Raw genomic sequence first — 21,479 nt, 5'->3', positions numbered from 1 at the left:
GCTCGACGCCGTCGCGGGTTTGCGAGGCGACCTCTTCCTGACCGCAAGCTTCGATGTAATCGAGTTTGCTCACCGTAGTCGTGCAACCTAGGCAGTGGACAGCCGTCAAAACTATCGATCCGGACACTCTCAGTGAGATTGTGATGGAACAGCAATCTCGTCTTGCCTAGCCCCACCACGGTTTCTGCCGTTGATCGACTACGTTGAGTAGTCGATCGTGTGGTTAAACGGATGAACGTGGCGACTTGTCCACTGTTCGGGTGGGTCATTCGCTCGGGGGACAATAACGGACGTCTTCGCATTTGTGGACCCTGCGAAAGGAGTAGTCACACAGCCGTGACGGAACCCGAAGTGACAAGGAATTAACCTGATCGGTGTGATCCGAAAGTTGCTGCTGGTCCATGCCCACCCCGATGACGAGAGCATCACCACTGGCGGCGCGATGGCGCGCTACGCCGCGGAGGGCGCGGAGGTCTTCCTGGTCACCTGCACCCTCGGCGAAGAGGGCGAGATCGTCCCGCCGCGGCTGGCCGAGCTGGCCGCCGGCGCCGCCGACCAGCTCGGCGGGTACCGGTCGGGCGAACTGGCCGCCGCGGGCGCCGCGCTCGGCCTTACTCGCCACGAGTACCTCGGCGGCATCGGCCGCTGGCGCGACTCCGGCATGGCGGGCACCGCGGCCGCCGGCCACCCGCGGGCCTTCGCCGGCGGCCTCATCGACGAGCAGGCCGTGCAGCTGCGCGCGCTCATCGACGAGCTGCGGCCACAGGTCGTCGTCACCTACGACGCCTTCGGCGGGTACGGCCACCCCGACCACATCCGGGCCCACGACGTCACGATGGCCGCGGCGCCCGGGGCGGAGTCGGTCGAGCGCGTCTTCCACGTGGTCCCTTCGCGCACGGCGGTCGACGCCGGGCTGGCGGAACTGCGCGCGCACGGCTCGTCACCCTTCCGGGTACCGGCGGGCGATGAGCTTCCCGGCACGCCGGATGAGAAGGTCAGCACCGTGCTCGACATCTCGGCCCACCTCCCGGCGAAGCTGGCGGCCCTGCGCGCCCACGAGACGCAGCTGACGGTCGTCGACGGCGACGTCGTCCACTTCGCACTGACCAACGACATCGCCCAGCCGATCCCGCGCGCCGAGTACTTCGTGCTCGCGCACGGGGACCCGGCGGGCGCCGAGACCGACCTGTTCGGCGGCCTGTGACATGACGACTCCGCTCTCCGGTGGCCGGCGGCTGCTGCTGGTCCTGCTCTGCCTCGACGCCGTGGTGCTGGGCGTGCTCGAGTTGTTCTTCCTCCCGCTGCGCGTCGGCCCGCTCGACGTGGTGCCGTTGCCGCTGACCGTGCTCGTCGGCGCGGTCAGCACGCCGTGGCTGGTGCTGACCACCGGCAAGCTCGTGCGGCCGGGGCTTTCCTGGGTGCCGCTGGTCGTCTGGGTGGTGACGGTGCTGGGACTCGGGCTGTTCGGCCCGGGCGGCGACCTGGTGCTGGTGCAGGACTGGCGTGCGCTGCTGCTGCTCGGCGCGAGCGCGCTGCCGGCGGCGCTGGTGCTGGGCGGCGGCCTCGGCCGGGCCGCCGCGGATCGGGCGGCCCCGGATCGGACGGTGGCCCGTGGCTGACTCGATCTCCGACAGCCAGGTCGTCGCCGTGCTGCGCCCGTTCGTCCGGGCGTCGGCGCCGATGCTCGACGCGCTGCGCGAGTCCGACCCGTTCGGCCTCCAGGCGCGCGCCCGCAGTGCCGGGCACGACGAGGAGTTCGGCGACGCGGGCTTCAAGAAGAAGGTGCTCGACGCGTTGACGTCGGTGAAGGTGCCCGGCACCGCGGCGTGGGCGCGGATGGACATCGACCAGCGCGCCGGCTGGTGGGTCAACCGCGTCGGCCGGTTCACCGCGCTGCTCACCTCGATCCCCGGCCTCGGCGGCGCGCTCGCCGACCGGCTCCCGGTGCAGGACACGCTCGGCGCCGCGTCGCAGGGGCTGCTGCTGTGCGCGATCGCGGGCGAGTACGGCGTGACCGACGTCGGCAGCCGGGTCCGGCTGATCGCCGCGGTGCTCTTCGAGCGCGACATCGACCCGGTGCTGGCCGAGGGCAAGCACGCCGCGCACGACAAGTCCGCAGAGGACAGTGAGGCGGAGAAGCTCACCGAGGAGCTGGCGGATTCCAAGCGCGAGCACGGCCGTGTGACGGTGAAGGCCGTCGCCGGCACGCTCTGGCGGCTCGGGCGTTCGCTCTGGGGCATCACCGAAGAACTGGAGAAGCGTCCGCGAGGCCGCTTCTACCACCGCGCCCTCGGGCTGCTGCCGGTCGTCGGCGCCGCCGGTGACTACTTCGGCGAGCGCCACGGCCTCAAGAAGGTGTGGAAGCGCGCGCACGCGTGGCTCATGGCCAACTCGCGCTGGGCGGACCGCTCGTGAGTCAGTTCCGCCAGAACAGGAAGGCGATCTGGCCGATCGACGCGGCGATGTCGCTGCCGCCGAGCGTGCCGAAGATCGCGCGGGCCACGTCCCAGAGCAGGTTCGACACCGCCTGGAAGGCGAACAGCAGCGCGAACAGCACCAGCGGCGCCCACGGCCGCACCCGCGCGCCGAACGCCCGCGCCTGCGGCGAGAGGTACGGCTCGATCGCGCCCCAGCCGTCCAGGCCCGGGATCGGCAGGATGTTGATCAGGAACGTCATCACCTGCAGCAGCGCGAGGTAGGACAGCCCGTAGAACAGGCCCTGGGCCATCGGCACCAGCGCGATCACCAGGCAGAGCGCGGCGCCGACGCCGAGGTTGCTCAGCGGCCCGGCCAGCGAGACCCACATCGACGTGGCCCGGGTGCGCAGCGCGCCCCGGTTGATCCACACCGCGCCACCCGGCAGCGGGATGCCGCCGATCAGCAGGAAGACCAGCGGCAGCACGATCGACAGCACCGGGTCGGTGTACTTGCGGACGTCCAGCGTGAGGTAGCCCTTGTCGGCGATGCCGCCGTCGCCGCCGCGGTAGGCGACGATGGCGTGGCCGAACTCGTGCAGCGTCAGCGACGCGATCCAGCCCCCCGCCACCAGCAGCACCACCCCGGCGATGAACATCGGGTCCTTGCTCCCGAGCAGGGAGGAGGAATTGCCGTAGGCGGCCAGGAAGCCACCCACGACGGACACGGCGAGGATGCCGAGGAAGACCGGGCTCGGGCGCACTGCTGATCTCTGCACCCCACCAGTCTTCCGTATGCCCGGTGTGAAGTCTCCGGCGTGTCCCCTTGCGCACCGGGCGAGAGGTATCCCCCGAACTCGCTACTCCGCTTGACCAGATCGCACTACACGGGTGTAATCACAGAGATGTCATTCGTTGTCGAGAGGGGACAGCGGGTGTCGTTTCACCACCGCCAGCCTGGGGAGTGCGTAGGAGCGAGGAGGCGGACGTGCGGTTGGAAGCGGATAACAAGGAGTGGGGGCACGTCGTGGGTTGGGGAGAGAACCCGGAGCAGCAGCTGGGGGATCTGACCGACCTCTTCGATGCCGGTGAAGAGGAGCAGGACTGGCAGGAGCGCGCCCTGTGCGCGCAGACGGACCCGGAGGCGTTCTTCCCTGAGAAGGGCGGCTCCACCCGTGAAGCCAAACGGATCTGCCTGGGCTGCGAGGTCAAGGACGAGTGCCTGGAGTACGCACTCGCGCATGACGAGCGCTTCGGCATCTGGGGCGGCCTGTCCGAGCGAGAGCGGCGAAAGCTGAAGAAACGCGTCATCTGAGGGGGTGCGCGCGGCGAGGGGTGAGGTGTGTTCACGGAGTGCGTGAACACTCTCGCCGCGGCCGTGTCTTCTGGGGGTGCAACCCCCAGACCCCGCCCGGGGGCGCGCCCCCGGACCCCCCCGGGGTGGTCGCCCCGCGCTGTGAAGTGCGGTCCGCGGCAGGAAATCTCTTGTGTGGGCGGGTCACTTAGTCGGTGACGTACCACTTTCCGTTGCGCAGCTCCAGAACGGCGTCGCCCAGGTCGCCGTCGGTGAACTTGGCGTCGGCCTTGACCGCCTTGGCCGGGATGTCGACCTTCTTCGAGGACTCGGTGATGCGGGCCCGGTCCACGCTGGCGCCCTGCAAGGCTTTCCGCTGCGAAGGGGAGAACATCGCGAAGGTGACCGGCAGCGTCGCCTCGCATGGCCCGAAGCCCTCGTCCTGCGCCTTCTTGGCGGCGGGCCCGGCGATTTCGCAGGCCGTGGTGACGTCTTGGCTGCCCACCGCGTGCAGAAAGCTCTCGTAGCGCTCGACCGCGCCGGCGTCCGACTTCTTCGTCGACGGGGCGGCCTGCGTGGTCGTGACCGGCTTCGTGGAGGTCGGCGCGGCGGACGTCGTGGCCGGGGGCGGCAGGGCGCTGTTCGAGGACGTCGGCGCCGCCGAAGTGGCGCCCCCGCCCGAACAGCCGGCGACCAGCAGGGCGAAACCCGTGACGAACAGGGGGAGCGCGCGAGTGGACATGGGACACCTTTCAGGTCGGTCAGAACGGCCGAAGCATAGGGAGCAGCGGCCGCGCGGAGCGGCGAAACCGGCAAAATACGGGCCGAGCGTAGCGCCTTGACCAGGCAAGAGTGACACTTTCGCGTGAACTGCCACGCGGGGGAAAGTGCACAAGGCCGTCATCGCGAGTTACGGACGCTCGGACGAAGAGCACGTCACGGTCGCGCTCGACCCCGCCGGCGGCAGAACCCGGTGGGAGCGCAAGGACTACGTCGCCGGCAGCGTGGTCGGCGACCGGCCGGCAGAAGTGGGTCGGCGCCGGGGTGTGGCGTAGACGTCAGTGTGATCAAGTCGGGGTTTGAAGGCCGTCTCCGCGGGGCAACCGTGGTGCAGTCGGCCGGACTTGGCGGTGGGGCCGGCGGACAAAGCCGGGTCCACGTCGTGGAACCGGTTCAAGTGAACGGCGTGGGTTCGACGCCGGGCGACGGAGTGAGGCCGTAGGGTGGCCGAACCCGTCCGCCCCCTGTCCAGGAGTGGTTGTTGACCCGCACCGTCGCTCCGTCCGCCGTGCGGACGCTGCCCGTTCTGGCCATTGTGGTCTGTCACGACGGCGAAGAATGGCTGCCGCTGGCGCTTTCTTCCTTGCGCCGCAGCACCGTCCGGCCGCGGCACGTGCTCGCGGTCGACACCGGGTCGACCGACCGGACCGCCCGGCTGCTGGCCGAGGCGGCCGACCCCCACGGCGTCGCGACGGGTCCCGACTCGCCGCCGGTGCTGTCCGGCGTCGTCACTCTATCGAGTGAAACCGGCTTCGCTGCGGCGATCGCGGCCGCCGTCGAGCACGCCGTCGAGCGCTGGGGCGACCCGGGCGCGTGGCTGTGGATCCTGCACGACGACTGCGCGCCGGAGCCCGACTGCCTGGAACAACTGCTGCACGCCGCGGAGGTCACGCCGTCGGCGAAGGTGCTCGGCCCGCTCGGGCTCGACTGGGCCGACCCGCGGCTCGTCGTCGAGGCCGGGCTGTCCACGGACGCTTCCGGGCGCCGCCAGCAGATGGCCGCGGCCGACGGCGGGCCGAGCGAGGTGCTCGCGGTCCCCAGCGCGGGATCGTTGGTGCGGCGGGAACTCTGGGAGGACCTCGGCGGCTTCGACGAGGAGTTCCCGTTGCTGCGCGAGGATCTCGACTTCGGCTGGCGCGCCAACGCCGCCGGGTCGCTCGTGCTGTCCGTGCCCGACGCGCGGCTGCGGCACGCGCGCGCCCTCACGACGGGGCAGCGCTCGCCCGACGCGGTGTCCTCGTCGCTCGCCGCGCTGAACCGTGCCCACGGGCTGCGGGTGTTCCTGGTGAACTGCTCGCCGTTTTCGTTCTGGTTCGGGCTCGTCCGGCTGCCGGTGCTGCTGGTGCTGCGCGCGCTCGTGTTCTTCGTGCTGCGCCGGACACCCGAGGCCGGCGCGGAGCTTTCGGCCCTCGGATATCTGTGCCGTGGCCGCGGAAACCTGCGTGCGGCGCGGGCGCGGCGGCGGAAAACCCCGCGTCCCGGCACCGTGCGCGGGCTCTTCACCGGACGGTTCACGCGGCTGCGCAACGCCGTTCGCGCCGGCGTGGTCGGCCTCGTGCGCAAGGGCGTGGAGAGCGACATGGCGCTCGGCACGGTCCCCGAGGGCGTCCAACAGGACTCGGTGTGGATCCCGCCGGAGGCGCTCGCCGCGTCGAGGGCTTCAAGCCCGGTCGGACCCGACGCGCTGCCCGCCGGGGCGCTGCGCGGGCTGAGCGCCCGCGGCTCCGGGCTGCGGCGGCCCGGCACCGTTGTCGCCGTCGCGCTGCCGGAGGCGCCGACGCGGGACGAGGCACCGGACACTGAGGACGCCGCGAGCGCCGAGCCGGTGGAGGCGGACGCCACCCTGCCGTCGCCGGTGCCGCGCCCGGCACCGCCCGCGCCCGAGCCGGAACTGGTCTTCGTGGAGGTGAACCGCCGGCGCGTGCTCGCCGCGACGGTTTTCGCGCCGCCGTTTGTCCTCGCCGTGGTGCTGACCGCGCTCGCGCTGGCGGTCAACGCCGGACGGCTCGGGCTCGACCTGTCCGGCGGCGGGCTGCTGCCGGTCGGCGGGCTGGGCGAGATCTGGTCGGCCTACCTCTCGCCGTGGCACGCGATCGCGGGCGGCACGGGTGCGCCGGCGCCGGCCACGCTGCCGGTGCTCGGCACCATCGGCGCCGTCTTCACGCCGATCGGCGGGCCTGCCGCGCTGGTGGCGATCCTGCTCATCGGCGACATCCCGCTGGCCGGGCTAAGCGCGTACGCGGCCACGCGCAAGCTTCCCGTGCGCCGCTGGGTGCGCGCGGTCGTCGCGGCGACGTATGCGCTGCTGCCCGCGGCCACGGCGTCCGTCGCGCAGGGCCGGCTCGACGTGGTGGTGGTCCATCTCGTGCTGCCGCTGGTGGTCGCCGGGATCACGCGCCTGCTGACGCGGCCGGGCACCCGGTGGCTGCATGTCTCGGCGCTGTCGGCGTTCGGCGTCGCGCTGCTCGGCGCGTTCTCGCCGCTCGCGCACGCGCTGGCGCTGGCCGGTCTGCTGATCGGCTTCGTGGTGCTGCCCGCCCCGACCGGGCTCGCGCGCCGCGTGGCGTCGGTCGGCATCGTGGTGATCCTGCCGCTGGTACTGCTGCTGCCGTGGCCGACGGTGCTGCTGAAGCACCCCGAACTGCTGCTGCACGGCCTCGGCGGACCGGCCGCGCCCGCGTCCGGCACCGACCTGGCCGGGCTCACCCCGGGCGGGCCCGGCGCGTGGCCGATCGGCGTCGTGGTGCTGGCGGCGACGCTCGTCGCGCTGGTGGTCCGGCCGACGAAGCAGGTGGCCGGCGGGCTCGCGCTCGCCGTGCTGGGCGTGCTCGGCGTGGTGCTCGTGCGGCAGATCCCGGTGACGCCCCTGCAGGGCGGTGCGGCCACGACCGGCTACACCGGCGTGCCGCTGCTGGTGGTCGGCGCCGGGCTGCTGTGGGCGGTGCTCGCCACTTGGCAGCGCGGCGGCTCGTCCGGCGTGCCCGCGGCGTGGCTGCCGAAGGCGGCCGGGATAGCCGGGGTCGTGGTGCTGGCCGCGCTCGGCACGGGCGCCGTCGTGACCGGCCACGAGGGTCCGCTTTCCGCGCAGCCGCGGGCACAGCTCGCGCCGGAGGTGGCGGCCGACGTCGCCGCTTCGGGACGCGCGGTGCTCGACCTGAGCACGGCGGGGGAGCCGGTGCGTCAGACCGGCGGAAGGCTGGCGCTGTTCGGCGACGACGAGCTCGCGCCGACTCCCGGCACTCCGGACCGGCTCGCCGGCTGGCGCCGGGACCTCGGGCAGGGCGACGCGAACGCGGTGAAGCGCGTCTTCGCCGCCGCCGCGGCGTCCGGCGTGCAGTACGTGGTGCTCCCGCGGGGCACGGACCCGCGGGCGTTCGTCGCCATGGCCGGCGACCTGGTGGCCACCGCCGCCCCGATGTCCGACGGCCGCCCGGTGCTCAAGCTCGTGGCGAAGTCCGGCGGGGTCGAGCTGATCTCCCCGGAGCTGGCCAAGCAGGCCGTGACGGGAGGCGGCGCGCCCGGCGCGGCTCCCGGCGTGTCACCGGTGGACGCCCGGCTGCCGGCCGTCCGCGTCCGCGCCTCGGACGGCCCGACCGGTCGTCTGCTGGTCCTCGCCGCCGAGCAGGAGGCGGGCTGGCAGGCGACGGTGAACGGCAAGGCGGTGCCGATCGTGCCCGCCTGGGGCCACCAGGTGGCGGTCTCGATCCCGCCGTCACCGTCGGAGGTCTCGGTGACGTTCCCGGGTACCGAACGGGGACTGCTGCTGCTCGTTCAGCTCGCCGCGGTGCTGTTCACGGCGCTGACGGCGGTGCCGCCCCGGCGTCGCCAGCGGGCCTGAAATGCCGCGGTGTCAATCGCCTTCGATGACGTCCGGCTCGACGCCCAGGTAGCCCGCGACCTGTTCCACGAGCACGTCGTGCACGAGGTCGGCCAGCTCACCGGGGTCCTTGGCGCGGGCTTCGAGCGGGCGCCGGTAGAGCACGATCCGGGCGCGCGTCGGCAGGCCGGCCCGGTCGACCCCCGCCGGGACCAGGCGGGACAGCGGCACGGCGCCGTCGTGCAGGACGCCGTCGACCGGCGCGCGGCTGTCCGCGTTGACCTCGGGGACGTCGTCGACCGCCACGTCCAGCGTGGTCAGCTCGTGGCGCCAGCGCGCCTCGATCGGCTCGAGCGCGTCGAGCACCAGCGCGTCGAACCGTTCCGCCCGGCTCGCGGCCGCGGGCAGGGACGCCGGATAGAGCGTTCCGCGCAGGCCCCGGCCGTGCCGGTCCCTGCGAAGACGCCGCCGCTGTCGGTAATCACGAGCCGTCGCCACCGGGTAAGTCTATGCGGTCACCAGCCCCACGCGCGTGTCGCCGGTGCCCCCTTGCCACGACGCGCTATCGTTCTCGATCGTGCGGAGCGTACGGAAATGTTCGCGAACGGGTTGCCCCGAGCCCGCTGTCGCCACGCTCACGTATGCCTACAGCGATTCGACCGCTGTCGTCGGCCCCCTCGCCACCGCGTCCGAACCGCACTCCTACGACCTCTGCGAAGCGCACGCACTGCGGCTGACCGTGCCCAAGGGCTGGGAGGTCGTGCGCCACGAAGGCGCGTTCGCCGCGCCCGACCCCTCCAACGACGAGCTGACGGCGCTGGCCGAGGCCGTTCGCGAGGCCGGCCGCTCGGACCGCCCGGCGCCGCCGCCGGAGCCCGACGGCCCGTCCGGTAGGCGCGGCCATCTCCGCGTGCTCCCCGGGCGCGCCTGAACCAGGCTCCCGCCGGTAGGCTTTCCGCGCGGCGCGTCCGGCGCCGGGACGGACTATCGGCGGGGAGACGGCGTGCCAGACCTTTCGGGCATCGTGAAGGCCTACGACATTCGCGGCGTGGTCGGCGAGCAGCTCGACGCGGCCCTCGTACGTGACTTCGGTGCCGCGTTCGCCCTGCTCATCAAGCCGGAGGCGCCGGCCGTGGTGATCGGCCACGACATGCGCGACTCCTCGCCGGAGCTGTCCGCCGCGTTCGCCGACGGCGTGACCTCGCAGGGCATCGACGTGGTCTCGATCGGCCTGGCCAGCACGGACGAGCTGTACTTCGCGTCCGGCTCGCTGAACCTGCCCGGCGCGATGTTCACCGCGAGCCACAACCCGGCCAAGTACAACGGCATCAAGATGTGCCGCGCCGGCGCCGCCCCGGTCGGGCAGGACACCGGCCTCGCCGAGATCCGCGACACCGTCGAGCAGGGCGTGCCGTCGTTCGAGGGCCGGCGCGGCAGCGTCTCCGAGCAGGACGTGCTCAACGACTACGCCGCCTACCTGCGCAACCTCGTCGACCTGTCCGGCTCGCGGCCGTTGAAGATCGTGGTCGACGCCGGCAACGGCATGGGCGGGCACACCGTGCCGACGGTCTTCGACGGGCTGCCGATCGAGGTCGTCCCGATGTACTTCGAACTCGACGGCAACTTCCCGAACCACGAGGCCAACCCGCTCGACCCGGCCAACATCGTCGACCTGCAGGCCAAGGTCCGCGAGGTCGGCGCCGACGCGGGTGTGGCCTTCGACGGCGACGCCGACCGCTGCTTCGTGGTCGACGAGCGCGGCGAGCCGGTTTCGCCCAGCGCGATCACGGCGCTGGTGGCCGTGCGCGAGCTGGTCAAGGAGCCGGGCGGCACGGTCATCCACAACCTGATCACGTCGAAGGGCGTGCCGGAGATCGTCGCCGAGCACGGCGGCAAGCCGGTGCGCACGCGCGTGGGGCACTCGTTCATCAAGGCCGAGATGGCGCGGACCGGCGCGATCTTCGGCGGCGAGCACTCCGCGCACTACTACTTCCGCGACTTCTGGCGCGCCGACACCGGCATGCTGGCCGCGCTGCACGTGCTGGCGGCGCTGGGCGAGCAGGACGGCCCGCTGTCCGCGCTCACCCAGGACTTCTCCCGCTACGCCGCGTCCGGCGAGATCAACTCGACGGTCACCGACCAGGTCGCGCGCATGATCGCGGTCAAGGACGCGTACGCGGGCAAGTCCGGCGTCGAGATCGACGAGCTGGACGGCTTGACCGTGCAGCTGCCGGGCGGCGCGTGGTTCAACCTGCGCCCGTCCAACACCGAGCCGCTGCTGCGGCTGAACGTGGAGGCCGCCGACCGCGCCGCGGTCGAGGCGCTGACCGACGACGTGCTGTCCATTGTCCGGGCCTGAAGCGGCCATGCCGAGGACGTCCGCCGGGCCGAACCGTGTCCCGGAAACGCCCGTCACCACCCACCTACGCGTGGTAAGGAGGAACCATGGCCATCACGCTTGACGCACAGCTGCTGGAGATCCTCGCGTGCCCGTCGCCGGATCACGCGCCACTGCGCCCCGGCACACCGGCCGACGCGGATGCCGAAGCACTGACCTGCACCGAGTGCGGCCGGGTGTACCCGGTCCGCGACGGGATCCCCGTCCTGCTGCTCGACGAGGCAGTGCTCGATGCGGCGGCCGGCCAGGCCGAGGCCACGGGAGACCCGGATGACAGCCATGCCGACAGTGCTTGACGATTCCCTGCTCGACGACCCCGCGCGGCTGGCCGAGGCCGACAGCGCGGGGCTGCTGCGCGCCGCCGCGATGGCGGGCGCGCAGGTCCGGGCCGCCGCCGAGGCCGCGGCCGAAGTCGGGCTGAGCGACCGGCTCGACCTCGGGCGGCCGCGCGCGGTCGTGCTGATCGACCGGCCGGGGGTCAGCCGGACGCTGACCCGCTTGCTGGCGGCGCTGCTCGCGCCGTCGTGCCCGGTGCCGGTCGTCGTGGCCGAGGCCGTGCCGTCGTGGATCGGCGCGCTCGACGTGGTCTTCGCGCACACCGACGACGCGGGCGACCGCGAGCTGGCCGCTTCGCTGGAGCGGGCGGCCCGGTTCGGCGCGTCCGTGGTGCTGTCCGCGCCGCCGGACGGCCCCGTCGCCGCCGCGGTCGCGGGCAAGGGCCTGGTGCTCGCCCCGCGTGTGCCGGTGCCGCCGGAGCTGGCGTTCCCGCGCGGGCTCGCCGCCGGGCTGCTCACGGCGAACGCGCTGGGGCTGCTCGTCGCCGACGTCCACGCGCTGGCCGACCAGCTGGACCTCGAGGCCGGGAAGGACTATCTGGCGCGGGACTCGTTCGAGAACCCGGCCAAGGCCCTCGCGTTGCGCGTCGCGGACCGGGTCCCGCTGCTGTGGGGGCTGGACCCGGTGGCGGTCGCCGTCGGGGAGCACGCGGCGCACGCGTTCGCGGCCCACGCGGCGATGGTGTGCGACGTGGAGGACTACCGGCAGGCGCTCGCGCGGCCGGCCCTTCGCATCCGGGCGCAGTCGGGCGGCGGGGAGCGTGACATCTTCGCCGATCCGGACGACTCATCCGATGGCACCGCGACCAGGGTGCTGCTGCTCTCGGTGCGGACCGGACAGGCCGCCGAGGCGGCGCGGTTCGAGGCCGAGGAACTGCTGCCCGGCGTGGACGTGATCGCGCCGGCGGAAGAGTTCGAGTCGGACGAGATCGTCCGCGCGGCCGTACTCGCGCTGAGATTCGAACTTTCTGCCGTTTATCTCGGTCTCGCAGCGGGCAGCATCGGTGGTGCCGGCCGATACGAGCCGGCCACGGCGTAACGGGAGCGAGCGCGCGACGGTGCCGCGGCGCACCACGTCGGCTTCGGCCGATGGGAAGGATTGGGAGTTGAGGTGACAGTGGAGCTGTTGCGCAACGCCGTACGGCCGTACGCCTGGGGATCGCGGACCGCGATCCCGGAGCTGCTGGGCCGTCCGGTGCCCGCGCCGCACCCCGAGGCCGAGCTGTGGATGGGCGCCCACCCGGGCGACCCGTCCCACGTGATCGGCCCGGACGGTACCGAACGGAGCCTGCTGGAGCTGGTCGACGCCGATCCGGTCGGCCAGCTCGGCGAACGCTGCGCGAAACGCTGGGGCGGCCGGCTGCCGTTCCTGCTGAAGATCCTGGCGGCGGAGGAGCCGCTGTCGATGCAGGCGCACCCGTCGGCCGCGCAGGCCGCCGAAGGGCACGCGCGCGAGGAGCGGCTGGGGATCCCGCGGGACGCCTCGAACCGCAACTACCCGGACCCGACGGCGAAGCCGGAGCTGGTCTGCGCGCTCACGGAGTTCCACGCGCTGGCCGGGTTCCGCGACCCGGACCGCACCGTGAAGCTGCTGAAGGCGATCGAGACGCCGGGGCTGGGGAAGTACACCGGCCTGCTCGAGGCGCAGCCGGACCCGTCCGGTCTGCGCGCGCTGTTCACCACGTGGATCACGCTGCCGCAGCCGTCGCTGGACGGGCTGCTGCCGGAGGTGCTCGACGCGTGTGTCCGGCACGTCAAGGACCACGGCGAGTTCGCTGCTGAGTGCCGCACGATCCTGGGGCTGGGCGAGGCGCACCCGCGTGACGCCGGCGTGCTCGCCGCGCTGCTGCTGAACCGCTTGACGCTGCGCGCGGGCGAGGCGATCTACCTGCCGGCCGGCAACCTGCACCTGTACCTCAGCGGCACCGCCGTGGAGATCCTGGCCAACTCGGACAACATCCTGCGCTGCGGCCTCACGCCGAAGCACGTGGACGTGCCCGAACTGCTGCGCGTGGTCGACTTCGGGGGCGGCGAGATGCCGGTGCAGCCCGGCGAGCGCGCGGACCACCGGATGGCCGTTTATCACACGGACGCCCCGGAGTTCGAGCTCTCGCGCGTGGAGTGGAACGCCGACGACACCGCGGAGATCGAGGTCGACTCCGCCGGCCCGCAGATCCTGCTCTGCACCGCCGGCGACCTCCTGGTGACCGCCGACGACGGCGAGCGGATCGAGCTGCGCCGAGGCCAGTCGGTCTGGCTCCCGGCCGCCGACCCGGCCGTCAAAGTCCGCCCCCTGGACGGGGCTCGGGCCCAGCTGTTCCGCGCGACGGCGGGTACCTGCGAGGAGTAGCCGCGGCTTCAGACGGCCAGTTCCGTGTCGGTGAATCGCTTCAGGGTGTTCAGCATTTCGCTGAACACTGCGGACGTGAAGCCCGGGTCCAGATCGGCAGCTCTGGCGAGGAGGACGTCCTTCGGGTACCTGGTTGTCAGTGCGTACACGTCCGTGAAGTCTCGTGCTTCGGCCCGATCGAACAGGGCCACGACTTTGCGGCCGGCCAGTTCCTCGGGGTCGAAGGTCGGTCCCAGGACGCCAGCTCGAATCCGGTCTCGGCCGGCAGCCGGGCCGTCGTGTCCAGAGTCGGAGACTTCCGTCCGTGCTCGTAGGCGGACAGCGTCGGTCGCGACGTCCGTGCGCGGGCGGCCAGTTCCTGCCGGCTCAGCTCGGCCGCGTGTCTTGCTTCGATCAGGAGCTCACGGGGGCCGGCGCCCAAGTCCGCCGTCGGCCGGACCGGCTGGTCCTCTAGGCTCCGATCGGGCAATTCGGGAATCCGGCGCAGTGGTATTCCGGCGCGGTGGGAACCCGTCCGCGGAAACAGGGAGCAGACAGTGTCAGCTGGTGGCGGTACGAAGGCGATCGTCGCGGCGCTCGCGGCCAATGCCGGGATCGCGGTGGCCAAGTTCGCCGGGTTCCTGGTGACGGGGTCTTCCTCGATGCTGGCGGAGTCGGTGCACTCGCTGGCCGACACGTCGAACCAGGGCCTGCTGCTGCTCGGGCAGAAGACGTCGAAGCGGCAGGCCACGCGGGAGCACCCGTTCGGCTTCGGGCGGGAGCGGTACTTCTACTCGTTCATCGTCGCGCTGATGCTGTTCACGCTCGGCTCCGCGTTCGCGCTGTACGAGGGCATCCACAAGGTCATCGAGCCGGAGCCGCTGGCCTCGCCGATCGTCGCGGTGATCATCCTCGTGGTGGCGATCGGGCTGGAGGGCTACAGCTTCTACACCGCGGTCGGCGAGTCGAGGAAGATCAAGGGCACCGCGAGCTGGTGGCGGTTCATCCGCCAGGCCAAGGAGCCGGAGCTGCCGGTGGTGCTGCTGGAGGACAGCGGCGCGCTGATCGGCCTGGTGTTCGCGCTGCTGGGGGTCGGCCTGTCCGTGCTGACCGGCGACCCGGTGTGGGACGGCATCGGCACCGTGATGATCGGCGTGCTGCTCGGCATCATCGCGGTGATCCTGATCGTCGAGATGAAGAGCCTGCTGATCGGCGAGGGCGCCACCGAAACCGACCTCGCGACGATCATCGACGAGCTGGCCGCGGGCAAGGTCGAGCGGGTCATCCACATCCGCACCCAGTACCTCGGCCCGGACGAGCTGCTCGTGGCCGCCAAACTGGCGCTGGTGCCCGGCCTCGACACCGGGCAGGTCGCCGAGGCCATCGACGACGCCGAGGCCCGCGTGCGCGCGAAGGTGCCCGTCGCGTCGCTGATCTACCTGGAGCCGGACCTCGACCGCGCCCTGGCATGACGGTGACTCTCCTGCGCCGCGCCGGGGTTGACGCGATAGGGTGATTTACCCCGATTCACGCAGGTCACCGCAGGAGGTCAACGTTGCCCGGGACGGGTTTGTGGCGCACGAAATCCATCGAGCAGTCCATGGCGGACACTGATGAACCGGACACCAAACTCCGAAGAAACCTGAGCGCCTGGGACCTGACCGTGTTCGGCGTCGCGGTGGTCATCGGCGCGGGCATCTTCACGCTCACCGCGCGCACGGCCGGTGACTACGCGGGCCCGTCGGTGTCGCTCGCGTTCGTGTTCGCGGCGATCGCCTGCGCGCTCGCCGCGCTGTGTTACGCCGAGTTCGCCTCCACCGTTCCGGTCGCGGGCAGCGCGTACACGTTCTCCTACGCCACGTTCGGCGAGTTCGTGGCGTGGATCATCGGCTGGGACCTGATCCTGGAGCTCGCCGTCGGCGCCGCCGCGGTGGCCAAGGGCTGGTCGGTCTACCTCGAGACGGTGCTCTCCTACCTCTTCGGCAAGGGCGCCAAGACGACGTTCGACCTCGGCGGCGTGACCGTCGACTGGGGCGCGTTCATCCTCGTCGCCGTGCTGACCACGCTGCTGGTGATCGGGACCAAGCTGTCCTCGCGGTTCTCGATGGTGATCACCGGCATCAAGGTCGCCGTGGTGCTGTTCGTGATCGTGCTCGGCATCTTCTACATCAAGGGCGCGAACTACACGCCGTTCATCCCGCCCGGCCAGGGCGCCTCCGCCTCCTCCGAGACCGGCGTCGACCAGTCGCTGTTCTCGCTCATCGCGGGCGGCGCGAGCAGCTCGTTCGGTGTGTTCGGCCTGCTGGCCGGCGCCTCGCTGGTGTTCTTCGCGTTCATCGGCTTCGACATCGTCGCCACCACCGCCGAGGAGACGCGCAACCCGCAGAAGTCCGTGCCCCGCGGCATCTTCGGCTCGCTGGCGATCGTCACGATCCTGTACGTCGCGGTGTCGCTCGTGGTCGTGGGAATGGTGTCCTACAAAGACTTGGCGACCTCGGCGGGCGACGGCAGCCACAAGACCCTCGCCACGGCGTTCTCCGCCAACGGCGTCGACTGGGCCGCGAACGTCATCTCCTTCGGCGCGCTGGCCGGCCTCACCACCGTGGTCATGGTGCTGATGCTCGGCCAGGTCCGGATCATCTTCGCGATGTCGCGTGACGGCCTGATGCCGCGCGGGATGGCGAAGACCGGCGGCACCGGCACGCCCAAGCGCGCGACGCTGGTGGTCGGCGGCCTGGTCGCCCTCGCGGCGACGTTCTTCCCGGCCGACAAGCTGGAAGAGATGGTCAACGTCGGCACGCTGTTCGCGTTCATCCTGGTGTCGGCGGGCGTGATGGTGCTGCGCCGGACGCGCCCGGACCTGCCGCGGGCGTTCCGGGTGCCGTGGATGCCGGTGATCCCGATACTGGCGATCGTGGCCTGCCTGTGGCTGATGCTGAACCTGACCGTGCTGACCTGGCTGCGGTTCATCGTGTGGATGATCGTGGGCGTGGTGATCTACTTCGCCTACAGCCGCCGGCATTCGCTGCTGGGCAAGCGCCAGGCCGCGGGCGAGCCGCCGTCGGCCTCACACGCTGGTGAGCCCGAGGGGGCTCCGAGGGCTTCCGAAGACTGACCGGAACCACTCTTGTCACGGCCCGTCGTCCCCTGGGGGCGGCGGGCCGTTTCGTGTCCTGACCTGCGGATTCACCAGGGGGCGGCGAGGTTGCCCGATGTGGCCGAGTTGGGACCTAAGCGCAGATTTATCACGGGAAGATCACTGACGCGTCTCGCTTTGGATCGCATCTCGAACGCTGGGTGACCGTATGACCCATATGCGATACCTTCCGAGCCTTGACTCCCTCTGACGGGTTAATCACTCCGGTGTAATTCACGCGGTGAGTGGCAGGGGAATCCACAGAGGGTGCACCGATCTTGCTCGATGTCCCCCGTTCGGTACAGGAGAGTTCTACATGCCCACCATGTCCAGACGACCCATTCGTGCCGGCCTGACGATCGCCGCCGTGGCCGGTCTCGCCCTGCTCGGGTCGGCGACGTCCGCCCTCGCGTGCACGTCGGGCGACGGCCGCGCGAACCCCACCCCGGGCACCGACGTCACCAAGTGCTCCGACATCAAGGGCGTCAGCGGCAAGACGCTCGACCAGGGTGCCTTCACCTTCACCGGTGGCCCCAAGAGCAAGTCGGTCAACATCACCGCCGTCAAGGAGGGCGTGACGGTCGAGGCGATCGTCGTCGTCGGCGGCGACGACGGCCACGCGGTCTACGTGCCGGGCAAGAAGGGCCTGAACAAGGACCTGCCCTGGAACGACCTGATCGCGCCGTTCAGCTTCGACCACAGCCAGCCGAAGGTCGACCACTGGTTCGCCTGTGGCACCGAGAAGGCGCCGACGACCGAGCCGACCAAGCCGTCGAAGCCGTCCGAAACGCCGACTGCGGCCCCGACTTCGGCTCCGGCCGAGACCGCGGCGCCGACCAGCAGCAGCACCGCCCCGGCGGCCGTGCCTGCCGGTAACGAGAGCGGCACCGGTGGCGGCCTGGCCAACACCGGTTTCGACAACATGTGGCTGGTCTGGATCGGCGGCCTGCTGCTGATCGCCGGTGGCGGCCTGCTGGTGCTGCTGAAGCTGCGTCGCCGCGGCACCAACTGACGTCAGTTTTCGGGTTCCCGCTGAAGGGGATCTCCGCTCGTTTGCCCACGAGCGGAGGTCCCCTTCAGTCTTTTCTGTTCTGGGACAAGGGTTTCAGCGCGGCCGCGGCAGGTCGCCGAACAGCGACCCCTGCTCGCCGAGCCGGGACGCCCGCGCGCCGGGCCGGCCGAGGCCCGCGGCCATCGCGACGGCGTGGTCCCACTCGGCGTCGGCGACGTAGTCCGCGTGCTTGAGCACGCCCGGCGCCCAGCGGGTCCGGCCGTCCGGCCGGCGTAAGGGGTCGGGCAGCCAGTGGTCGCCGCCCAGCACGAGCACACCGGACGGCTCCGACGTCGTCTCGAGCGGGCCCGAACCGCCGTCCGGCAGGTAGCCGTCGCCGATCAGGTGACGGCCGGACACCTTGTGCCGCCAGGTGGTCACGCCGCCGCCGAAGATGTCCGTGCCCCGGCACAGCGCGCGCCAGCGGCCGTCGAGGTCGCCGAACAGCCCGGCCAGCGACTCCTCCGGCAGCATCGCCGGGAACGCCCGCTGGTAGCCCCACTGCAGCGGCGAGCCCGCGGTCACCAGCCCGACGCGCTCGCGCTCGTCCTCCGGCAGCTCCGCCATCAGCCGCGCGGCCGTGAGCACGGTGAGCAGGCTGCCCAGGTTCAGCCCGGCCAGCACCACCCGCGTGCCCGGTTCGGCGAGGTGCTCCTTGACGCGTTCGGCCAGCTCCGGCACGACCTTCAGCGCGTAACACGGCGGCACGGTCGGGTGAGCGGCGCGCGGCCAGAACGAGACGAGGTCCGACAGCGTGCCGAGGTGGCGGCCGCGTTCCGGCGCCCGCGCGGCGGAGTAGACGACGCGCACCAGGCCCGCGGCGAGGCCGCCGAGCGCGAAGACGCCGACCGCCGCGACCGGCGTGAACCAGTCCGGCCGTGTGTTGAAGCCGAACCGCACCACGAGCAGTGCCGCGCCGCCGACGGACAGGGCCAGCGCCACGATCATCGCCAGGTGGTGCAGGTGCCGCCGCTCCCACGCCGAGCGCGCCCAGGCCCGGGCGGCGTCGGTCTCCTGCTTGAGGTCGTGCTCCATCAGCTCGACGATCGCCGGGATGCCGCGCCGTCGCCTCCGCAGCGGCACCGCGATCGCGTACCCGGCCACGCCCAGCACCACGATCAGCGCGAGCCCGGCGCCCCAGAGGACCGTGATCAGGTCGTACGTCGTGGGCAGCCGCAGCCCTTCGGTGCCGAGCAGGCGCCGGACGGCGACCGCCAGCCCCGCGCCGAAGCCGCCGCCCAGCAGCCCGGCGAGCGCGAGCACCGGCGCCGCGGCCCAGCCGCCGAGCCACGGGCGCAGCCGGCGCGGCCGCTTCTTCCACAGCGGCCGGGCCAGCAGCGCGGCCGGCACCAGCGCGAGCGCGAACAGCACCGTGACGACGAGGAGAGCACCGCCGAGGCCTTCGACGGTCGCGTCCGTGCCCGGCAGCCCGCCCCGGTCCGGGAGCGGCGCGGCCAGCACCGCGGCCACGATGACCAGCAACGTGGCGAAGGCGATCAGGCCGCGCCGCGCGATCTTCCCGGGGTCGCTGCCGACTCCGGCGCCGACGATCACCGTGAGCACCAGCGCCAGCACACAGATCCACGCGATCAGCTCGGCCGTCCCGGACGGCACCCGGAACGGACCGCCGAGCAGCAGCAGCGAGAAGCACGCGAGCGCCGCGACGGTGTGCGTCGCCGACATGCCCGGGGCCTCCGGGTCCGCGTGCAGCTGCATCGGCGACGAGCGTTTGCGTGCCTCGGGGGCGTGCACCTGCCAGTTCGCCGACGAGATCCGGTGCAGGACGAAGATGACCACGAGCAGCGGCACCCCGCCGACGGCCAGCCGCGGCGCCGAACTCCGCAGCCCTGAAGGGATCCACGGCAGGCAGCCGGTGTCCGGCGCCAGGCACTGCGTCGCGAACAGGTCGAGCGCGGTCGCCGCGATCTGGCCGAGCAGCAGCATCGTGAGCAGCACGGACGCCACGCGCAGCAGCCCGCGGCACAGGCCGCCGAGCCACCGGGCGCGTTGCGCCGGCGGCAGCATCCAGAACGCGACGTTGGCCAGTGAGAACGGGAAGAGCAGCGCCCAGGTGGCCTTCGCGGCGGTCCCGGAGGTCATCCGGCTCCACAGGTATCCTTCGAGCGTGCGCGGGATGGACCGGCCCAGTGCGGGCACCACCGGCCCCGGGGCCGGGCGCCGCAGCCGGTCCGCCGGGCGGACCACCCGGCCGATCCCGTCACCGGCGACATCCACCGTGGAGACCGCGTCGAGCAGGGTTTCGCCCGGCGTGCCCGCGAGTCCGGCCACCCTGAGCTCGACGATGCGGGTGTCAGGGCCGGGCAGTGGGGCGGGCACGGTAAGGGTCTCCTAATCCGATCGAGTGGGTGTCGAGCCGACAACGGTACTGTTCAGGTGCCATCAATCCTTGGAGGAACCGCACTATGACCCCCGAAAGCGTTGCCAAGCGGCACGACACCCGGGGCGGCATCGAGTTCGCCGTCGCCGACCTCGATGCCGCCGAGTTCGGCCGCAAGGAGATCCGTCTGGCCGAGCACGAGATGCCGGGCCTGATGGCGTTCCGCCGGGAGTACGCCGAGGTCTACCCGCTGCGGGGCGCGCGGATCTCCGGATCGCTGCACATGACCGTCCAGACGGCCGTGCTGATCGAGACGCTCGTCGCGCTCGGCGCCGAGGTCCGCTGGGCCTCGTGCAACATCTTCTCCACCCAGGACCACGCGGCCGCCGCCGTCGTCCTCGGCCCGCACGGCACCGCCGAGGAGCCCAAGGGCGTGCCGGTGTTCGCCTGGAAGGGCGAGTCGCTGGAGGAGTACTGGTGGTGCACCGAGAAGATGCTCACCTGGGACGGCGAGGGCCCCAACATGATCCTCGACGACGGCGGCGACGCCACCATGCTCGTGCACAAGGGCACGGAGTTCGAGAAGGCCGGCGCGGTGCCGGCCACCGACGACAACGACCCCGACGAGTTCAAGGTCTTCCTGGAGGTGCTGCGCGCGTCCACCGCCGCCGACAACTCGAAGTGGACCACCATCGGCGCGGGGATCCGCGGGGTCACCGAGGAGACCACCACCGGCGTGCTGCGGCTGTACCAGCTCGCGGCCGCGGGTGAGCTGCTCTTCCCGGCGATCAACGTCAACGACGCGGTGACCAAGTCGAAGTTCGACAACCGCTACGGCATCCGCCACTCCCTGATCGACGGCATCAACCGCGGCACCGACGTGCTGATCGGCGGCAAGGTCGCCGTGGTCTGTGGCTACGGCGACGTCGGCAAGGGCGCCGCGGAGTCGCTGCGCGGCCAGGGCGCGCGCGTGATCATCACCGAGATCGACCCGATCTGCGCCCTGCAGGCCGCGATGGACGGCTACCAGGTCAAGCGGCTGGAGAACGTGCTCGGCGAGGCCGACATCCTGATCACCACCACCGGCAACAAGAACGTGGTGATGGTCGAGGACATGGCGCGGATGAAGCACCAGGCGATCCTGGGCAACATCGGCCACTTCGACAACGAGCTGGACATGGCCGGCCTGCAGCGCTACCCGGGCATCCGGCGCGTGAACATCAAGCCGCAGGTCGACGAGTGGGTCTTCCCGAACGGCAACACGATCATCGTGCTGTCCGAGGGCCGCCTGCTCAACCTCGGCAACGCGACCGGCCACCCGTCGTTCGTGATGTCGAACAGCTTCTCCAACCAGGTCATCGCCCAGGTCGAGCTCTTCACCAAGCACGAGGAGTACGACAAGGAGGTCTTCCGCCTCCCGAAGAAGCTGGACGAGAAGGTCGCCCGCATCCACCTCGACGCCCTCGGCGGCGAGCTGACCAAGCTCAGCAAGGAGCAGGCGGAGTACATCGACGTGGACGTCGAGGGCCCGTTCAAGTCGGAGCACTACCGGTACTGAGTTTTTTGCGTTTTAGCAGGTGAAGGCCG

General features: G+C 71.6%; 21 protein-coding genes. 15 read left to right on the top strand and 6 right to left on the bottom strand.

Annotated elements, in window-relative coordinates:
* The first annotated feature begins 367 nt into the window (after positions 1 to 367).
* Genes mshB through OG943_RS29300 form a run of 3 tightly spaced genes read left to right on the top strand, consistent with a single transcriptional unit; the run spans position 368 to position 2,415 of the window.
* A complete protein-coding gene (gene mshB, locus OG943_RS29310; protein ID WP_442874814.1) occupies positions 368 to 1,204 on the top strand; it encodes an N-acetyl-1-D-myo-inositol-2-amino-2-deoxy-alpha-D-glucopyranoside deacetylase in 837 nt (278 codons plus the stop codon).
* Between the two features lies 1 nt (position 1,205).
* Positions 1,206 to 1,619: a hypothetical protein gene (locus tag OG943_RS29305; RefSeq protein WP_328604147.1), complete on the top strand. Its 414-nt coding sequence runs from the start codon at positions 1,206 to 1,208 to the stop codon at positions 1,617 to 1,619.
* Complete coding sequence (locus OG943_RS29300) at positions 1,612 to 2,415, top strand: hypothetical protein (RefSeq protein WP_328604146.1); 804 nt, start codon at positions 1,612 to 1,614, stop codon at positions 2,413 to 2,415. Before OG943_RS29305 ends, OG943_RS29300 begins: the two co-directional genes overlap by 8 nt.
* Position 2,416: 1 nt before the next feature.
* On the opposite strand, the gene OG943_RS29295 is transcribed toward OG943_RS29300, so the two are convergent.
* Complete coding sequence (locus OG943_RS29295) at positions 2,417 to 3,178, bottom strand: site-2 protease family protein (protein WP_328612178.1); 762 nt, start codon at positions 3,176 to 3,178, stop codon at positions 2,417 to 2,419.
* A 293-nt stretch (positions 3,179 to 3,471) separates the two neighbouring features.
* Between OG943_RS29295 and OG943_RS29290 the strand changes: the two genes are divergently transcribed.
* Complete coding sequence (locus OG943_RS29290; protein ID WP_328612177.1) at positions 3,472 to 3,729, top strand: WhiB family transcriptional regulator; 258 nt, start codon at positions 3,472 to 3,474, stop codon at positions 3,727 to 3,729.
* 187 nt (positions 3,730 to 3,916) lie between these two features.
* Here the strand turns inward: OG943_RS29290 and OG943_RS29285 are convergent, their stop codons facing one another.
* Positions 3,917 to 4,450: a hypothetical protein gene (locus tag OG943_RS29285; RefSeq protein WP_328604145.1), complete on the bottom strand. Its 534-nt coding sequence runs from the start codon at positions 4,448 to 4,450 to the stop codon at positions 3,917 to 3,919.
* A 145-nt stretch (positions 4,451 to 4,595) separates the two neighbouring features.
* On the opposite strand from OG943_RS29285, the gene OG943_RS29280 reads away from it, so the two are divergent.
* Positions 4,596 to 4,763: a hypothetical protein gene (locus tag OG943_RS29280; RefSeq protein ID WP_328604144.1), complete on the top strand. Its 168-nt coding sequence runs from the start codon at positions 4,596 to 4,598 to the stop codon at positions 4,761 to 4,763.
* Positions 4,764 to 4,969: 206 nt separating this feature from the next.
* The gene (locus OG943_RS29275; RefSeq protein ID WP_328604143.1) at positions 4,970 to 8,326 is read left to right on the top strand and encodes a glycosyltransferase family 2 protein; all 3,357 of its coding nucleotides are present in this window, start codon (positions 4,970 to 4,972) and stop codon (positions 8,324 to 8,326) included.
* Between the two features lie 12 nt (positions 8,327 to 8,338).
* Here the strand turns inward: OG943_RS29275 and OG943_RS29270 are convergent, their stop codons facing one another.
* Entirely contained in the window at positions 8,339 to 8,803 is a 465-nt protein-coding gene (locus tag OG943_RS29270; RefSeq protein WP_328604142.1) for a metallopeptidase family protein, read from the bottom strand.
* A 79-nt stretch (positions 8,804 to 8,882) separates the two neighbouring features.
* Between OG943_RS29270 and OG943_RS29265 the strand changes: the two genes are divergently transcribed.
* The 5 genes from OG943_RS29265 (at position 8,883) to manA (ending at position 13,388) form a co-directional block, all read left to right on the top strand.
* Positions 8,883 to 9,236 (top strand): DUF3499 domain-containing protein, encoded by a 354-nt coding sequence (locus OG943_RS29265; protein ID WP_328604141.1) that lies wholly within the window; start codon positions 8,883 to 8,885, stop codon positions 9,234 to 9,236.
* A 72-nt stretch (positions 9,237 to 9,308) separates the two neighbouring features.
* Positions 9,309 to 10,664 carry a phosphomannomutase/phosphoglucomutase gene (locus tag OG943_RS29260; protein ID WP_328604140.1) on the top strand — a complete coding sequence of 452 codons (1,356 nt, stop codon included), beginning with the start codon at positions 9,309 to 9,311 and terminating at the stop codon, positions 10,662 to 10,664.
* A gap of 86 nt (positions 10,665 to 10,750) precedes the next feature.
* Positions 10,751 to 10,999 carry a Trm112 family protein gene (locus tag OG943_RS29255; protein ID WP_328604139.1) on the top strand — a complete coding sequence of 83 codons (249 nt, stop codon included), beginning with the start codon at positions 10,751 to 10,753 and terminating at the stop codon, positions 10,997 to 10,999.
* On the top strand, positions 10,983 to 12,077 hold the full coding sequence (locus OG943_RS29250; RefSeq protein WP_328604138.1) for a hypothetical protein: 1,095 nt from the start codon (positions 10,983 to 10,985) through the stop codon (positions 12,075 to 12,077). Before OG943_RS29255 ends, OG943_RS29250 begins: the two co-directional genes overlap by 17 nt.
* A 78-nt stretch (positions 12,078 to 12,155) precedes the next feature.
* On the top strand, positions 12,156 to 13,388 hold the full coding sequence (gene manA / locus OG943_RS29245) for a mannose-6-phosphate isomerase, class I (RefSeq protein ID WP_328612176.1): 1,233 nt from the start codon (positions 12,156 to 12,158) through the stop codon (positions 13,386 to 13,388).
* A gap of 8 nt (positions 13,389 to 13,396) precedes the next feature.
* On the opposite strand, the gene OG943_RS29240 is transcribed toward manA, so the two are convergent.
* Positions 13,397 to 13,624 (bottom strand): nucleotidyl transferase AbiEii/AbiGii toxin family protein, encoded by a 228-nt coding sequence (locus OG943_RS29240; RefSeq protein WP_328612175.1) that lies wholly within the window; start codon positions 13,622 to 13,624, stop codon positions 13,397 to 13,399.
* The gene (locus tag OG943_RS29235; RefSeq protein ID WP_328612174.1) at positions 13,525 to 13,809 is read right to left on the bottom strand and encodes a helix-turn-helix transcriptional regulator; all 285 of its coding nucleotides are present in this window, start codon (positions 13,807 to 13,809) and stop codon (positions 13,525 to 13,527) included. Before OG943_RS29235 ends, OG943_RS29240 begins: the two co-directional genes overlap by 100 nt.
* 115 nt (positions 13,810 to 13,924) lie before the next feature.
* Between OG943_RS29235 and OG943_RS29230 the strand changes: the two genes are divergently transcribed.
* The 3 genes from OG943_RS29230 (at position 13,925) to OG943_RS29220 (ending at position 17,515) form a co-directional block, all read left to right on the top strand.
* Positions 13,925 to 14,839, top strand: a complete 915-nt coding sequence (locus tag OG943_RS29230) for a cation diffusion facilitator family transporter (protein WP_328604137.1) — start codon at positions 13,925 to 13,927, stop codon at positions 14,837 to 14,839.
* A gap of 83 nt (positions 14,840 to 14,922) precedes the next feature.
* Complete coding sequence (locus OG943_RS29225) at positions 14,923 to 16,482, top strand: amino acid permease (RefSeq protein ID WP_328604136.1); 1,560 nt, start codon at positions 14,923 to 14,925, stop codon at positions 16,480 to 16,482.
* Positions 16,483 to 16,828: 346 nt separating this feature from the next.
* Positions 16,829 to 17,515: an LPXTG cell wall anchor domain-containing protein gene (locus OG943_RS29220; RefSeq protein ID WP_328604135.1), complete on the top strand. Its 687-nt coding sequence runs from the start codon at positions 16,829 to 16,831 to the stop codon at positions 17,513 to 17,515.
* A gap of 93 nt (positions 17,516 to 17,608) precedes the next feature.
* On the opposite strand, the gene OG943_RS29215 is transcribed toward OG943_RS29220, so the two are convergent.
* Positions 17,609 to 19,879 (bottom strand): hypothetical protein, encoded by a 2,271-nt coding sequence (locus tag OG943_RS29215; RefSeq protein ID WP_328612173.1) that lies wholly within the window; start codon positions 19,877 to 19,879, stop codon positions 17,609 to 17,611.
* Between the two features lie 98 nt (positions 19,880 to 19,977).
* Here OG943_RS29215 and ahcY point away from each other — a divergent pair, with 98 nt between their 5' ends.
* Positions 19,978 to 21,450 carry an adenosylhomocysteinase gene (gene ahcY / locus OG943_RS29210; RefSeq protein WP_328604134.1) on the top strand — a complete coding sequence of 491 codons (1,473 nt, stop codon included), beginning with the start codon at positions 19,978 to 19,980 and terminating at the stop codon, positions 21,448 to 21,450.
* Positions 21,451 to 21,479 lie beyond the last annotated feature (29 nt).

The organism is Amycolatopsis sp. NBC_00345, from assembly GCF_036116635.1.
Taxonomy (GTDB): domain Bacteria; phylum Actinomycetota; class Actinomycetes; order Mycobacteriales; family Pseudonocardiaceae; genus Amycolatopsis.
This window is presented reverse-complemented; position numbering and strand designations above follow the sequence as displayed.